We start from the raw sequence: 15130 nt of genomic DNA, 5'->3' as shown, positions 1-15130 counted from the left end.
AGGAAGTTGTTAGTGTTGGTTGTTAGTTGTTAGTGAAGTGAGGAGAGAGGGGGCCCATCCACTCCCTACCCCACCTGACCTAACTCATGCTGAATCTGGTGATATTTCCAGAGCTTGCCCCGGTTATCAAGTAGCTGTTGATAGGTTCCCTGTTCCACAATGCGTCCCTGCTCCAGCACCACGACCTTGTCGGCGCGAACAATCGTCGAAAGGCGATGGGCGATCGCAATCACCGTCCGTCCCCTGGACAATTTTTCCAATGATTCCTGAATCAACCGTTCTGAAATGGAGTCCAGAGCGCTGGTAGCCTCATCCAGAATCAGAATTTCTGGATCTTTTAACAGGGCACGGGCAATAGCGATTCGCTGCCGCTGGCCACCGGAAAGACGGACTCCGCGATCGCCCAGCAGAGTATCTAATCCCTGGGGCATTTCCAGAATGAAATCCAGCGCATTCGCTAATCGAGCGGCTTCCAGGATGGCTGCTTCACTGGCGTTTGGAGTTCCGTAGGCGATGTTGTCACGTACAGAAGCATTGAAAATGAAGGTATCCTGGCTGACAACGGCCATCCGGCGACGCAGGGAGTGAATCTGGAATTCCCTTAAATCGATGCCATCCAGTAAAATTCGGCCTTCAGTGGGGTCATAGAAACGGGGAATTAGATCCACCAGTGTGGTTTTACCAGCGCCCGAAGAGCCAACTACTGCGGTCATTTCACCTCGATTAATGGTGAGGGTGATATTGTGCAGCACGGGTAGATCCGGGTCATAGCCAAAATCAATGGATTCAAATGCGATCGCCCGCTGCAATCCGCTGAAGGAGCGATCGCCATCCTTTAAATAGGGTTTGTTGTCGGTTCTTAGTAATTCTCGAATATTGTCAAAGGCGCCCCAGGCGGTGTTCAGCATGGCCCGGTTGCCATTGATTTCATGCACCGCCGGAACCAGGCGAAACAGAATAAACAAAAACGTTAACAAGGAAGCAATTTGCAACGTGCCATTGGCAACAAATAGCGTCAGGGCAATGACAATCATGGCAATCAGAATCGTGGTGGCCAATCCTTCGGCCATGGGACGAACGATCGCCCATCCCCTTACTGCTTTCATCGTGGCCTCCAGCACCCCTGAGCTGGCCTGGTAAAACCGTTTCCGTTCAAACTCCTGCGTACCAAACGCCCGCACCGTGCGAATTCCACTGATAAATTCCATGGCTCGTGTCGTAAACCGACCACTGGCGATGGAAACATCAAAACTGGCCTCTCGCACCCGCGCATTTAAGGTAGAAAGTCCTACGGCCAGCAAACTAAATAACGCCACCGAAATCAATGTCAGTTGCCAGGAAAGCTGAAACATAAGTAACAGATAAACAACCAGCGTCAACCCTTTGGTAATGATGAATGCGAGCAGTCCAAAGGCCGCTTGCAGCCTGCTGATTTCGCCCGTCAGGGTATTAATCAGTTCACCGGAATTGGTTTTTGAGAAGAAACCTAAACCCACGGCTTGCAGTTGCTCAAAGATTCGTCGGCGCAGACGATCTACCAGTTTTTGCTGGGTCAGTTCTGTATAAACCTGCGTCAGGTAGTTAAACAGGGCACGGGTCCAGGTTGCCGTTAAGATCAGTGCGGAAACCCGATAAAGCCGGTTGATAGCGGGTTCCTGAATTCCCAAGATCCAGATATCGAACCAATCCACTCCGGTCTTAAAGGGAGCTGCATCGGGACTAACCAGGCTTTGCAAAAATGCCAGTAAAAACCCGAACCCGAACCCTTCAAAACCCGCCGCCGCCAGAGCAAACGCGATCGCCAGAAAAGCCGGGAGTGGGAAATACTTGAACTCGCGCAGAATTAAACCATAATTCTGCCAGAAGCTCGTCAACTTCAGGGCTTTGCGAATAAACGGAGGAAGTCTCAGGCGCATCAGTGTAGTGAATTAATGAGTTTCATTTGATCGAATTAATAGGCACCAAATCCCGAAAGAACTTTAGGAATTGTCAGCAACAGAATCTTTAAGTCCTGTCTGAATGACCAATCACCCAGGTAGCCCAGGTCAATCCGATTGACCGCATCCAGATCTCGCAAAGTGGCCCGGCGGGTAATCTGCCAGATCCCGGTGATTCCTGGTAATGCGTTTAACCGATGGCGAACCTCCGGACTCAATCGCACGGCATCATACAACGCCCAGGGGCGCGGTCCGACCAGACTCATTTCACCCCGCAGCACATTGATCAACTGGGGCAGTTCATCCAGGCTATATTTCCGCATCCATGCTCCCAGCGGCGTAATGCGGGGATCATCTTCGCACTTGTGCAATCCCAACTGATTGCCCATCACCTGGTGATGGAGATGTTCTGCCCCTACCACCATCGTGCGGAATTTAAAAATTCGGAACAGCTTACCCCGCTCGCCCACTCGCCATTGGGTAAATAAAACGGGACCGGGTGAACTTACCCAAATCAGCCAGGCCAAAAGCAGCATCAATGGACTGAGAATAAGCAACATCAGAGCTGCAATCAGCCACTCGGTCCACCGTTTGACCCACCATTTGATGCGATTCCGTTTCTTGGGTAAGGCTGCCATACTGGGCACTTGTAGAAAGATAGACTTTCCTGCCCTGGCACAGGCATTGGCCCAAAACTCCAATTCAGGTTCAGGGAAATCAGTTGGCAGTTTGACCAGCCGGACGGGCGATCGCAGCAGACATTCACTCAACCACTGCTGTTTCGTCAGCGGTGGAAAACCGGGAATATTTGAATCTTGGTTGATCTTTACCAAAAGCTGTTTCTGTCGCCATTGGAGAGTGTAGCGATTAACGGGATCCAGTGGTGGTTTCAATTCGGGAACTTCGGTCTTAACTTCGGTCGGAATGGAAAGCATTGTCATAGCACGTTCGGGGGGGGTAAGTGTGCATCAAACAAATTTAAAGTCGGGCAAAGCGGCCTCAACTTAGGGAACTGTTGACTGTAGCTTTCTCTCGTAAGAAAAGTAGGGATTGGTTGCCGGGCTGGCACCGTTGGCAACAATTCCAATCACGTTCAATTTGCTCAATATGGCTGTTGCCTGGTTCAATTCGCTGCGGGTCACCTGTCCAATGCGACCCACAAACACGGTGCCATCACAAAACGATGCGGCTAAAAGAGCATCGACAATTCCTAAAATGGGTGGAGCATCCAGCAGAATCAGGTCATAGGATCGCTCAAAGGTTGCAATCAGCTCAGCCATCCGCTGGGAACTTAAAAGTTTTGCAGGATCGGCAGGTGTCGGTCCTGCGGTCAAAACGGAGAGGGGAAGATCCCGATAGCGGCAGGTAATTTGAATATCCCTTTTATCCGCAATGGAATTTCCCTGGGCAAGCAGGGTTGAAAGTCCTTTTTCGTTGGGCAACCCCAGTTGCTTATGTAAGCTGGGGCGACGTAAATCTGCATCAATTAACAAAACCCGTTTATGTAAGCGGGCTGCACTGATTGCCAAACCTAACGCCAGAGTCGATTTACCTTCCCCTGCCAGGGATGAGGTAATGACCAGCGATCGCAAGCCATCTGCGGTCGGCATCAGTTGAATATTTTTGTAAATCAAGTCAACCGATTCTCGAAATGGCTGCCAGTAAATCACCTGCATCATGGAAGGTGCTAACAAATCCCCATTTCCCAAATTCAGTTTGGGTAGGGGCGAGGCAGTGCCCGATAGTTTGGGGATCATGCCCAGCAGGGGAAAGCTGGTCTGTTTTTTCAGATCGTCAGGATCATGGACTGAGTCATCCATCCCTTCCCGAACAAAGGCAGCCACACTGCCCAGCATGAGTCCGGCGATCGCCCCTAACATTAAATTGCGAGAAAGGTTGGGACCTATTTGCACACCCAACTTGGGTTCCTCAACCACCTGCCAGTCAAACCCACCTCTGGCGATTTCCAGCGCAATTTCCTGTCTGGCTTTTAGCAATTGCTGCAACGTCTCTCGCCGCAGTTGAACCTGGGGTTGCAGACGATTGTACTCTGCCAGCAAACCAGGAAATCGCCGCAGTTCTGCCTTCATCGATTGTTCAGCATCTACAAGGCTCTGGGAACGGGCATTGAGAGAAACAAGATTCACCTGAGCTTCCACCATCTCATTGATTAACTTGATGTCAGTCTCACCCAGTTGTCCCTGAGTCAACAGCGAACTTGCCCCAGCAACAGACTGATCCGAAAACCCATTACCCAAAATCCGCCCTACCTCTTCCGACAGCAGAGATAACTGTCGCTGCCGTTGATCAACCACCTGCTGCACAAAAGGAGACTTATCTTTGAATCGAACCTGCTGCTGAACAAGAGATAATTCTGTTTTCTGAATTTCGTTCAGCAATGACTGGAAGCGAGAAGACTGGCTGAGGCGCGTGGCAACCAGGGCCTGTTGGGGAGACTGATTGACCCGCTGCCGCAGTTCCATAAATCGCGCCTGAGCTTGTTGAATCTCAGCCCGATTCAATTGCCGTTCCCGCTGCACACTGGTCAAAGCATCAACAATTGCCCTGGACTGCACCTCCGGATCAACCACATTCTGGCTTTTACGGAACCGCTCCAACGCTTTTTCTGCCTCTTCTACCTGTTCTTCAACAACCGGCAACTGTTCATTGACAAATGAAAGTCCACGGGTCAACCGCTGCTTCTGCTGCTCCCGGTTGTAGTCTTGATAAACCTTTTGAATCGCTTGCAAAACCTTCTGGGCTTTGATTGGATCATCACTGGTGTAAACAGCTTGAAAAATTTTGGTTTTGACCTTGTCCTCTTCCAACTGAAGCAGAACTAATGAACTCTGGAGCTCTTCAGTCGTCAACCGGGGATAGTCCTTCTTAAGTATGACAACCGCCCTCTGAAGAAGCTGGGAGCTCCGCATTTGAGCCAGTTGCGTGGAGTTATCAATTTCCACATTGGAATCCGCAAACTGGGTCTCCGCGTTCGAATCTTTCTTGCCCTGGTAATTGGGCTCGACCAGAAGCTGCATTGAACTCTGATAGATGGGCTTTTTCGAGAGCGTCCAGAATGCGGATGCAGACAAAACGGCAAAGAATACAGCCAGCAAAACAAAACGTCGTCGCCAGAGAACAGCAGCCAGTTGTCCATATCCCGGATCTGATTCCACAGGTCCGCTGTAAGTGTCTACCGTCACAGTGCTTACTCCTCACTCTCGAAAACCGAATGGATTAGTTTGCGGTTACAAAAGGCCCATCAGTCATAAACCTCCCAAATACGTGATCAACTTTTCTAAAAAAAGCCTCTTCAGAAAAATGTCTGAGTGCGTGTTCTCGAATCTTGCGGTGATTCCAATTAATCTTGTTTGCCTTTAACAGAGCTGCTTGCAGCGATTCGGGCGTTTGGCGGTTAAATAGAATTCCGGTTTCTTCAGCAATCTGGGTATCCAGTACCCCACCGGCACCATAGGCAATCACCGGTGTGCCGCTGGCATTCGCTTCAACTGGCACCAGACCATAGTCTTCCAGAGCCGCTACAACAACTGCACGGGTCTTCGACATGAGTTGAGTTCGCTCTTCGTCGCTGACGTGCCCCAGGAATTGAATGTTCCCCATCGCCTGCGCTTCTAAACGCTGACGTTCTGGGCCGTTCCCCATAATCAAAAGGGGTAACCCTAACCAGTTAAAGGCTTCAATCACGATGTCAATTCGCTTGTAGCTGATCAATCGTGTTGATACGAGATAGTAGTCCTCTTTCTGCTCCGAAAACACAAATTGATTGCTGTCAATCGGGTAGTTGATGACGACGACTGGTTTGTTGTAAGTCTTCTGAATGCGATGGGCAACCACACTGGAATTCGCAATATAGAGATCGGGTTCCTGGGAATACTTCAAATCCATTTGCCGCATCCACTGAAAGACTTGATTGAGGAGCGGATAGAATCTGCGGTAGGTGCTGAATTCCCGGAGATAGGTTTGGGTATCCCAGAGAAAGCGCGTGATATTGTGACAAAAGCAGATATGGTGGGCATCAGCTCGCTTGCGAACCGCTTTAGCGAAACTGCTACTGCTGCTGATGATCAGGTCGTAATCTTGCAGATCAAGGTTGCGAAACACCGGAAAGTAAAGAGGAGCCAGTAGCCTGAAATGTTTTGTAGCTCCGGGAATGTTTTGCAGAATTGAGGTTTGTACGAGGCGATCGCCCAGATCGATTGTGCGCTCTGCATCGTACAAAGAGGTAAAAACATCCGCTTCAGAATAATGCTTGCAAAGCAGTTCAAATACTCGTTCTGCTCCGCCACATTGGGTCAGATAATCATGAACTAATGCAATTTTCATGGCTAGAAAAGTTGAAAAACACCCGCTTCAATCGAAAGCACATACTCAACTATTAGCCTTCATCCGCATGTTTAAATACCGAAGCTGCTTAAAGTACAGGAAGAACTGTACCTTAATTTACAGGACAGGGAAGCTTTAACTCAGCGAAACGGGAGACCGGAATCAACTCAATTCCCATTTCAAGCTCTTAAACAAATACGCGCCGGAAATGAAGTAGGTTTCATATGGCAGAACACCTCTCTTGGTCAGGAACTCTAAAACGCGATCGCAGCAAGGAATTACTCAAACTCAATCATGAAGCGTTGAATGAGGCACTATTTTCGATTTAAGACTCAAACAATTTAACGAAGGTTAATAAATTTGTCAAGCTCGAACATCTTCCGCAGGAAAGAGATAATTGATTCTACCTAAACAACCCAAAAGTGAACATCAATTTTCAAATTTAGGTGGACATGAAATGTTTTCAACCCGTAAGAAATAGAGTCTTTCCGTATAAACAACAAAAGCAGAAGTTTAGATTGAAAATAGCAATCGAGTATCGATTGGCACTTTGCATATCAAAAATCCAACCAGGTAGCTGGGAGGCAGATATTAATGAGAATTTGATGCAAATGCCCTGAGCAGGGCGGATTGGGTAAGTTAATGATTGATCGTTCAATTTAAGTGTTCAAATAGAATAATCTCCGTAGTCGTTGAAGGAAGTGTTAAAAACTCCTCAGCAAAATTTTTGTTGATATTAACCTCGTCATCAAATCACTTGTAAAAACTTTAACCACCGCTTTTACTGAGCATTTTTATTGTCTGTACAGATAGCTAATCACCAAAATGTATAGGATGCTGCAATTTTGATTTTGATCTCTATCTAAAGAGGTATTTAGCTCAGATCCATTTTCCGGTATCCTGCCGGGGCAATTTAGAGCTTTAGAGAATATAGCGATCCTATTTGGATTGTGAAGAGGGATTCCGCAGGAATCCTTTCTCACAAAGCCCTTTCATTTCACGAATTATTCAGGACTGCTATAAGTAGCTAGGCGCAATTAAATTAAGGATAATTTCGGGGTGGAGGGGGTGAAACCCCTTGCCTGGGGGCGCAGCCCCCACTCCCCCCTTGACAATCAATGATGGCTACCTACTTATAAGTAGGGATTGTGGATTAAATAGAGGAAAAAGTTATTTAATTCGCTAATCTGCAATTTAAGAGTTTGTGACCACACAATGCCTTCAATCAAGCTTCAAGTCATTTCAAACCTTCCATCAGTGACAACCCGGCTGCTACTGACTGGCTTGCTGGGGGTTATTCCTCTGTCCCCGCTTGCACTGGCAGGCGTACCAGAAAAGACTATGCCATCCCCGCAGAATTTAACTCCTGCGGGAACAGAGGACGGTTACTTATTAGGACCGGGCGATCGCGTGAAAATTGATTTTTTTAGCGTGCCAGAATACACGGGTGAATATCAGGTTTTACCCAATGGCACTGTTAATTTGCCCCAAATTGGTGCAGTTGCCGTGCAGGGCCAAACACTGAAGCAAGCTTCCGAGGCAATCGCCTCCCAATATCGGGATTATCTGACTCGCCCCATCATTACTATTAGCTTGCTCGCAGCCCGTCCGATTACGATCGCGATCGCAGGCGAAGTTAACCGCCCCGGTTCCTATACCGTTCCGGCAACGGCAACAGGTGACAATACCAACGTTCCAATTGTGACGCGCCTGATCAAACTGGCAGGCGGTACGACTCAAGCCGCCGACATTCGTCAGGTAGAAATTCGCCGTCAACGACCTATCAATTCAGGTGGCAATGAAACCATCAAAGTTGATCTGGTTCAACTAATCCAGTCAGGTGATATTCAACAAGATCTACGATTACGGGATGGTGATAGCATCTTTATTCCATCCACTACCAGCGCCAATTTAGATGAAGCACGCCAATTAGCCTCTACGAATTTTGCCGTCGTCACCAACCGTCCCTTGCGAATTGCCGTTGTGGGAGAGGTGAATCGCCCCGGTCCTTACACACTCACCGAGAAACCAGAAGAACCTGTAGCAGGGGCTGGCTCTGGAGCACCCAATGTTCAAATTCCTACAGTAACGCAGGCGATTCAAACCGCAGGTGGAATCACTCAATCGGCTGACATTCGCAACATCCAGGTGCGGCGAATGACCAAAACAGGCCCAGAACAATCTATCAAGATCGACTTCTGGCAATTGCTTCAGTCTGGTGATTTGCGCCAGGATTTGCCCCTTCAGGATGGGGATACAATTGTGATCCCAACCGCTACCGCGCTAAGCCCCAGTGAAGCTACGAAACTTGCTTCAGCCAGTTTTGCCCCCGGCAAAATTACAGTAAATGTGGTTGGTGAAGTGGTGAAGCCAGGCCCCGTTGAAGTTCCACCGAATACACCACTCAATCAAGCACTGTTAGCCGCTGGTGGATTTAATGCCCGTGCCAGAAAGCAGTCTGTCACATTTATTCGTCTCAATCCCAACGGCACCGTATCTCAACGGGCGATCGGCGTTGACTTCTCCAAAGGCATTAACGACGAAACAAATCCAGCACTGCGCAACAATGACACAATCATTGTAGGCAAATCAACCATCGCAGGAATTACAGATACCCTCGGTAGCTTTCTTTCTCCAGTTACCGGAGTATTGGGTTTGATCAGGCTATTAGGCTTTTAGATTTAGGGGTAGAGAAGCGGAAGTGATGGAGTGATGGAATGGAAGGGTGGATGAGTGGGAGGGTGGATGGGTAGATGGGTTTTGACTGTTTACCTCACACTTCATTAATAACTAACAACCAGTCCCCTACTAACAACTGACTTTCACCCTATCACTCCATCACTCATCCACTCATCTACCGCTCTACCCCTCCACCCTTCACTCTGTTGCCTGCCTCAAACCCCATCCACTCCTCTGTCATGTCAAAGTGATTCTAAAGCGATGAACCAACCTTTGATAAGGTTGTCATAATAGACGTAAAAGAAGAGTTGTCAGGAGTACCATTATGCATCGAGCATTTGCGATCGTGGGTACCATTGCATTTCTGATCAGTTTGCCTGCTGCCAGGTTTGCTCAGTCAACTCCAATTGGTTCATCTGCTGACCTGGGAGGATTGCAGGAACGGTCGATTCAAACTTCCGAGTCTAACACTGCTCCTGATTCACCAACTGGTGTGATTAGCGGTTCTCCAACAACCAATGAAAACAGAATACAGATTGATCGGAATGTTGAACTGTTGGTTAGACCGGAGAGAAGCAGTCCGCCATCAGGGGTTTATCCAGTTGATGATACCTCTAGTGGAAATCAGGTACAGGTTCTCTACCAATTAGACTAGTCACAGTAAACTTCAAGCTCAACTCGAAGCGCAAGTCATTGCCTTCACCCAAATTCTATTTCCAGACCATACAGACAACAATCTATATAGATATAGAGGAGGCGCAGCGGTTGGGTTGTGGTAAAAACTTACTTCTTACAGAGGGTAAATCAACACCATGGATTTGTAAGCTCTGGCTCTACATCTCTACCGCGATCGCATCCAACCAATTTGGCACATCAACAGGTGGCCGGGTGAGACAAAAACGTGAGACAAAATCGGTCGCTTTAAACCCAGTTTGAACTTTGTTGAACTTCTGTTTGTAATAAAGTGACAACAGCAACTAAAAATCAGCTTCACTTTGGAGTTTAAAGCATAGAATTAAACAAGTACTTTTCATCACTAAGTGAACTCCGATGGCAGCAACAACACGCAAGCGCCCTAAATCAACTCTCGTGAAACAAGAAACGGTTGGTCATGCGATTGCCTTCCTGCAAGACTTACCCGAAAAAACTAAAGAAGACCTATCCTTGCGAGAAGCCGTTGAACAGATGCGGGAACCCATCAGAGCCGCCCTTGCAAAGGGTTACAGCTATGATGATGTTGCCAAGATGCTCTCAGATAAGGGCATTAAAATTAGCGCTCTGACGCTGAAAAATTATGCTCCTTCTGGTCGGCGGCAGGCAGGCAAAACCACAACCAGACGGCCCCGGCGATCAACTAAATCAGCGGCGGCGGACCAATCTTCATCCTCCAATAACGCAAAAGGTGAAGATGATTCGGAAGCCAAATCTTCTGCGATCACCACCCCAGAACTGACAGAAACCGCCACTAATGGAGTAGAGCCCGCCCCGACCAAGCCAAGACGAGGAAGAAGAAAATCGGTTGCAGCCGATGCTCAACCCGAAAGCACGACCCGTGCAGGATTAACCCGTACTCGTAAATCATCATCTGAAAAGCCGACGGCTTCTACAACAACAAGAAGACGGAGACGGTCGAAATCTGAGTAAGCAGAACAGTTAGCACTTGCAATGTGATGGGAAAGAGGCGCCTTGGTGTCAGCGTTGAGAACCCAAACCTGCCTCTTGTTCCAGAAAGACTGTGGCTGCATCGCCCGTTAAAGGTCGTGAAAATAAATACCCCTGAGCCAGGTCGCACTTTAGCAACTTGAGCTGAGACATTTGTCGTTTCGTTTCAATGCCCTCAGCCACGACATCAATCCCTAAATTCCATGCCAGCGAGATGACTGTGCGAATAATTTCGACCTTCTCAAGGTCTGTGTCTGCCTTGTGCACGAAAGAAGGATCGATCTTCAACGTATCAATTGGAAATAGGTGAAGATGGCTTAAAGAAGAGTACCCCGTCCCAAAGTCATCCATCACTAACTGAACACCGAGCGTCTTGATCTCCTTCATCAAATTGGTTGCCAAAACTGTGTCCTCCATAATGGCGCTCTCAGTGATTTCTAGCTTCAAACAGCGAGGTTCCAGCCTGGTTTCCTGCAAAATCTTCTCAATCTGTTGAATCAGATCGGGTTGGGAAAACTGCCTCCGGGAAATGTTAACGCTAATTGTTAAGGGCGGATTGAAGGGATATTGCTGTTGCCACAGCTTCATCTGTTTACAGGATTCGTGCAGCACCCACTGACCGATGGGTAGGATCAGCCCTGTTTCTTCAGCAACCGGAATAAATTCAGTCGGAGAAATTAACCCCCGCTCAGGATGTTGCCAGCGGACCAGCGCCTCAAACCCGGTGATTTTGCCTGTTCGTAGCTCAACAACAGGTTGGTAGTGCACCAAGAATTCTTGCCGCTCAATGGCTTTTCGCAGGTTGGTTTCTAATTGCAAGAGCGATACGGCATGTTCGTGCATTTCTTGAGTAAAAACTTCATAACGCCCTCTCCCCTTTGCTTTAGCCCGATACATTGCTGTATCCGCATCTCGAATCACATCCTCAGGTTTTTCGTAGTTGGCGGTGCTGAGAATAATACCTATGCTGGCGTTGGCAAAAATTTCCTGTCCATTCAAGGCAAATGGCGTTTTCAATACCTGCTGCATTCGTTCAACTACTTTGATGACTTCTGTGCCGTCTTGAACATATTCCAGCAAAATGGCAAACTCGTCTCCTCCCAGACGAGCGCAGGTGTCGCTGGAACGAAAGCATCCTTTGATGCGATGAGCAATTGTAATCAGGAGTTGATCTCCGGCAATGTGCCCCAGGCTGTCGTTAATGACCTTAAACCGATCTAGATCCAGGAAAACAACCGCAAACCGATAGGTTCCATGTCGTTTCGAGAGGGCGATCGCATGCTGTAGCCGTTCCATAAACAGCGTGCGGTTCGCTAACCCCGTTAAACCATCGTGTAGAGCATTGAAGAGTAGCTGCTCTTCACCAATTTTGTGAGCCGTAATATCGGTTTGTGAGCCCACTAAACGGTAAGCTTTTCCTGAAATGTCTCGAATTGCCAACCCCCGGCTCAGCATCCAACGGTAGGTTCCATCTTGGTGTAACAGGCGATACTGGCTTTCAAAACAGGAGGTGAACTCTTCACAGTGACGCCTCACCTCCTGCTTAACCAGGTCGCGGTCCTCCGGATGCAGGCGATAGAACCAATCCTCCACCCGGTTTCCAACATCGCCCTCCTGATAGCCGAGCATGGCTTTCCAGCGAGAAGAGAAATAAACTTCGTTAGTTTCTAGGTTCCAGTCCCAAACGCCATCATTGGCGGCATTGGCAATGACTGCATAGCGCTCTTCGCTCTGGCGCAGAACCGCTTCCACACGGCTAAGTCTGAGGACCTCAGCTTCTAACTCCCGCTGAGTTTGCCTGGCAGCCTCTGCCTGCTGTTGCTGAAGCGATGCTGCAACCAGATTGGCAACGGCTTGAACAAATAAGATCTCTTCTTCCGTGAAGCAGCGCTGGGTCATGGAGTAGATGTTGAGAATGCCAGACGGTTTGGCTCCATTGGGAATCAATACGCTGAGGCTGCTGACAATGCCGCGATCGCGAAGCCTTTTAGCCGGTAAGAAGCGGGTTTCCTGCCCCAGGTTTTCAATTACTACTGGCTCAAGGGTTTGAAGGAGGTACTCCACCTGCGATCCAGGCTCAATGGCTATCTGCTCTACCCCATTGATTGCGGCTCTTTCCCCTGGTTCTGATGTCACATCGTCTGGAACTGTCTCCAGAACTTCCACGGAATCTACCTTCAAAGTGTCAGTAACGCCTGTGACAACAGTATCCAGGAACGAAGAGAGATTTGCTTCAACGAAAGCCTGCTGCCCTAATTCAGCAATGGCTTTAGCGAATCGATGATCGTTCTGGGGAAATAAAACCATTTGAAACCATGGAAATTTCGCTGGGGGTCATTTTTTTAGAATGCCCAGCGCAAAGGAAATTAGCAACAATTCTGCCCAATTGCAACACAAGCGGCGTATTATTCAACACTATCATTAGAATTATCGTGGGCAGCTTTAGTTTCATCTACCTGAATATTAATCAGAGGTTTATCGCGTTATCTTATAGAGCTGGAATGGATCAACCGAGCAATGAACCCCTTGTTTGAAGAGGACAATTCAACCCGTATCGTTGGTAAACGGTACAAACTTGTTAACCAGCTAGGGGTTGGCGGGTTTGGTCAATCATTTCTGGCACAGGATCTGCACCTGCCAGGATGCCCTCGCTGTGTGGTCAAGCGGTTGCTGGCTAAGACCCACGATCCAAAGCATTTGAAAACGGCAAGACGCCTATTTGATACGGAAGCGAGGGTCCTTTATCAGTTGGGGAAGCATGACCAAATCCCAACACTGTATGCCCACTTTGAGGAAAATCAAGAATTTTATCTTGTTCAGGAGTTTATTGAAGGAGAACCGCTCACCTGGCAGATTGTAAAGGGTAAGCCCTGGGCAGAAGAGCGCGTTATCGCTTTAATCTACGACATTCTGGAGATTATGGCGTTTGTCCATCAACAAAATGTGATTCACCGCGACATTAAGCCTGCCAATCTCATTCGTCGTCAGAAGGATAACAGGCTGGTGCTGATTGACTTTGGGGCGGTGAAGCAAGTGAGTTTGCAAATGGCAGACCCCGACTCTGAAATCGCTGATTCTACCATCGCCGTTGGTACCCATGGTTATATCTCGAATGAGCAATTGGCGGGTAAGCCTCGCTTTTGTAGTGATGTCTATGCCATTGGTATGGTGGGAATTCAGGCATTGACTGGGGTGTTACCCAAACAACTGGATGAAGATGCGGCAACCGGCGAACTGGATTGGCGAGTGCATGCCCCAAATGTCAGTCCTGAATTTGCCGAAGTGCTCGATCACATGGTCTATTATGACTTTCGTGATCGCTTTCCAACCGCCGTCGAAGCCCTGGAAGCTCTACAAAACCTGCCACCCAGGCTACTTGCGTTAGTAGAGGCGTCAAAGGCCGCCGATGCTGACTCAGCAGAACAGGCAAAATCAATGGTGCTGGAAACGGACTCGACTCAGAGGGAAATGGGCACCACCAATCTGACGGGTGATATGGTGGCCACCTACCCACAGGCTGAAACGCTGATGTATGGCGAAGAAATTTCTTCTGTCCATGCGGTAGATCAGAAGCAGGGGGGGCAGAAATCAGGCTGGTCAATGCTCAAGGGGCAGGGCTTTAAATGGCTGGAAAAGTTCCCTGGACGAGGGGTTGCCCTGGTGAGTGGTTTAGCGATCGCAGGGGTTGCTGTGCTATTGAACAAACCCAATTTAGTCCAGAATCCAGTACAAAAGCCTTCTGAAGCGCCCAAAGTCCCCTCTCGTTCATCTCTTAAGGGCTCAGTGACGCCCAAACCTTCAGTTTCTCCGTCCACTCTCCCCCTCTCTCCTGAACAGAAAACCGCCACATTGCTGAAAGAGGCTGAGCGGCTGCGGCAACAAAAGCAATATCAGCAGGCATTGAATCATTACAAACAGGTGATTCAACTGCAACCCAATAATGCCCAGGCTTACTGGGGACAATGTGAGAGTCTGAATGGATTGAAACAACCAGATGCAGCAGTTGTTGCCTGTAATGATGCCCTTGACCTGAATCCCGATTATGCCGAGGCTCTGTGGAGTAAGGGAAAGGCACTCCGACAGCAAGAGCAAATCCTGGAGGCTTTGCGACTGTTTGAGGAGGCAACGGTTCTGAAACCTGATTTTGCCGCTGCCTGGTTAGATTGGGGCAGTGCCCTTCAGGAAGTGGGGCGATCAGTGGAAGCAATTGATGCGTTGGATCAGGCGATCGCCCTTAACCGCAACTCTGCCGAAGCCTGGAGTATCCGGGGGGCAGCCCTGTGGAACCTGGGACGGTTTGACCAGGCAATCTCATCTTTAGATAAAGCTCTGCAAATTCAGCCCAATGCTACAAATGCCCGTGCTTTACGGCAACAGGCAAGGGAAGAGTTGGGATATTAATCCGGTTCGAACCCAACCAAGTAGCTCCACCCAATTAATTGTAAGAAGAAGGAATGGGGGCTTTGCCCCCAGCCGGGGGTGGAACCCCTGCACCCCATCCTAACCAC

10 protein-coding genes are annotated in these 15130 nt (G+C 48.6%); 4 read left to right on the top strand and 6 right to left on the bottom strand.

All coding sequences use genetic code 11. From position 1 onward, the window contains the following. Positions 1-65: 65 nt before the first annotated feature. The 4 genes from hepA to P4D80_RS14150 all read right to left on the bottom strand — a co-directional run bounded on the left by hepA (position 66) and on the right by P4D80_RS14150 (position 6281). On the bottom strand, positions 66-1916 hold the full coding sequence (gene hepA, locus P4D80_RS14165; protein WP_421654647.1) for a heterocyst formation ABC transporter subunit HepA: 1851 nt from the start codon (positions 1914-1916) through the stop codon (positions 66-68). A gap of 35 nt (positions 1917-1951) precedes the next feature. Beyond that, entirely contained in the window at positions 1952-2878 is a 927-nt protein-coding gene (hepC, locus tag P4D80_RS14160) for a heterocyst development glycosyltransferase HepC (RefSeq protein ID WP_421654646.1), read from the bottom strand. Positions 2879-2941: 63 nt separating this feature from the next. Beyond that, complete coding sequence (locus tag P4D80_RS14155) at positions 2942-5140, bottom strand: GumC family protein (RefSeq protein ID WP_421654645.1); 2199 nt, start codon at positions 5138-5140, stop codon at positions 2942-2944. A gap of 34 nt (positions 5141-5174) precedes the next feature. Then, a complete protein-coding gene (locus tag P4D80_RS14150; RefSeq protein ID WP_421654644.1) occupies positions 5175-6281 on the bottom strand; it encodes a glycosyltransferase in 1107 nt (368 codons plus the stop codon). A 1215-nt stretch (positions 6282-7496) separates the two neighbouring features. On the opposite strand from P4D80_RS14150, the gene P4D80_RS14145 reads away from it, so the two are divergent. Both P4D80_RS14145 and P4D80_RS14140 read left to right on the top strand, forming a co-directional pair. Continuing rightward, positions 7497-8960 (top strand): SLBB domain-containing protein, encoded by a 1464-nt coding sequence (locus tag P4D80_RS14145; protein ID WP_421654643.1) that lies wholly within the window; start codon positions 7497-7499, stop codon positions 8958-8960. Positions 8961-9285: 325 nt separating this feature from the next. Beyond that, complete coding sequence (locus P4D80_RS14140; protein WP_421654642.1) at positions 9286-9615, top strand: hypothetical protein; 330 nt, start codon at positions 9286-9288, stop codon at positions 9613-9615. A 178-nt stretch (positions 9616-9793) separates the two neighbouring features. Here P4D80_RS14140 and P4D80_RS14135 read toward each other — a convergent pair whose 3' ends face one another. Beyond that, positions 9794-9931 carry a hypothetical protein gene (locus P4D80_RS14135; protein ID WP_421654641.1) on the bottom strand — a complete coding sequence of 46 codons (138 nt, stop codon included), beginning with the start codon at positions 9929-9931 and terminating at the stop codon, positions 9794-9796. Between the two features lie 79 nt (positions 9932-10010). On the opposite strand from P4D80_RS14135, the gene P4D80_RS14130 reads away from it, so the two are divergent. Further along, a complete protein-coding gene (locus tag P4D80_RS14130; RefSeq protein ID WP_421654640.1) occupies positions 10011-10604 on the top strand; it encodes a hypothetical protein in 594 nt (197 codons plus the stop codon). Between the two features lie 48 nt (positions 10605-10652). Here P4D80_RS14130 and P4D80_RS14125 read toward each other — a convergent pair whose 3' ends face one another. After that, entirely contained in the window at positions 10653-12929 is a 2277-nt protein-coding gene (locus tag P4D80_RS14125; protein ID WP_421654639.1) for an EAL domain-containing protein, read from the bottom strand. Between the two features lie 210 nt (positions 12930-13139). Between P4D80_RS14125 and P4D80_RS14120 the strand changes: the two genes are divergently transcribed. Next, entirely contained in the window at positions 13140-15023 is a 1884-nt protein-coding gene (locus P4D80_RS14120; protein ID WP_421654638.1) for a protein kinase domain-containing protein, read from the top strand. Positions 15024-15130: the final 107 nt, after the last annotated feature.

The sequence above is a fragment of the Leptothermofonsia sp. ETS-13 genome (assembly GCF_049200465.1).
Lineage (GTDB): Bacteria > Cyanobacteriota > Cyanobacteriia > Leptolyngbyales > Leptolyngbyaceae > Leptothermofonsia.
This window is presented reverse-complemented; position numbering and strand designations above follow the sequence as displayed.

What these genes read in the sequence shown, in the direction of transcription:
- P4D80_RS14130 (WP_421654640.1), top strand. Translation starts at nt 10,011, where the DNA reads ATGGCAGCAACAACACGCAAGCGCCCTAAATCAACTCTCGTGAAACAA.
- P4D80_RS14150 (WP_421654644.1), bottom strand. Translation starts at nt 6,281, where the DNA reads ATGAAAATTGCATTAGTTCATGATTATCTGACCCAATGTGGCGGAGCA.
- P4D80_RS14125 (WP_421654639.1), bottom strand. Translation starts at nt 12,929, where the DNA reads ATGGTTTTATTTCCCCAGAACGATCATCGATTCGCTAAAGCCATTGCT.
- P4D80_RS14120 (WP_421654638.1), top strand. Translation starts at nt 13,140, where the DNA reads ATGAACCCCTTGTTTGAAGAGGACAATTCAACCCGTATCGTTGGTAAA.
- hepC (WP_421654646.1), bottom strand. Translation starts at nt 2,878, where the DNA reads ATGACAATGCTTTCCATTCCGACCGAAGTTAAGACCGAAGTTCCCGAA.
- hepA (WP_421654647.1), bottom strand. Translation starts at nt 1,916, where the DNA reads ATGCGCCTGAGACTTCCTCCGTTTATTCGCAAAGCCCTGAAGTTGACG.
- P4D80_RS14145 (WP_421654643.1), top strand. Translation starts at nt 7,497, where the DNA reads ATGCCTTCAATCAAGCTTCAAGTCATTTCAAACCTTCCATCAGTGACA.
- P4D80_RS14140 (WP_421654642.1), top strand. Translation starts at nt 9,286, where the DNA reads ATGCATCGAGCATTTGCGATCGTGGGTACCATTGCATTTCTGATCAGT.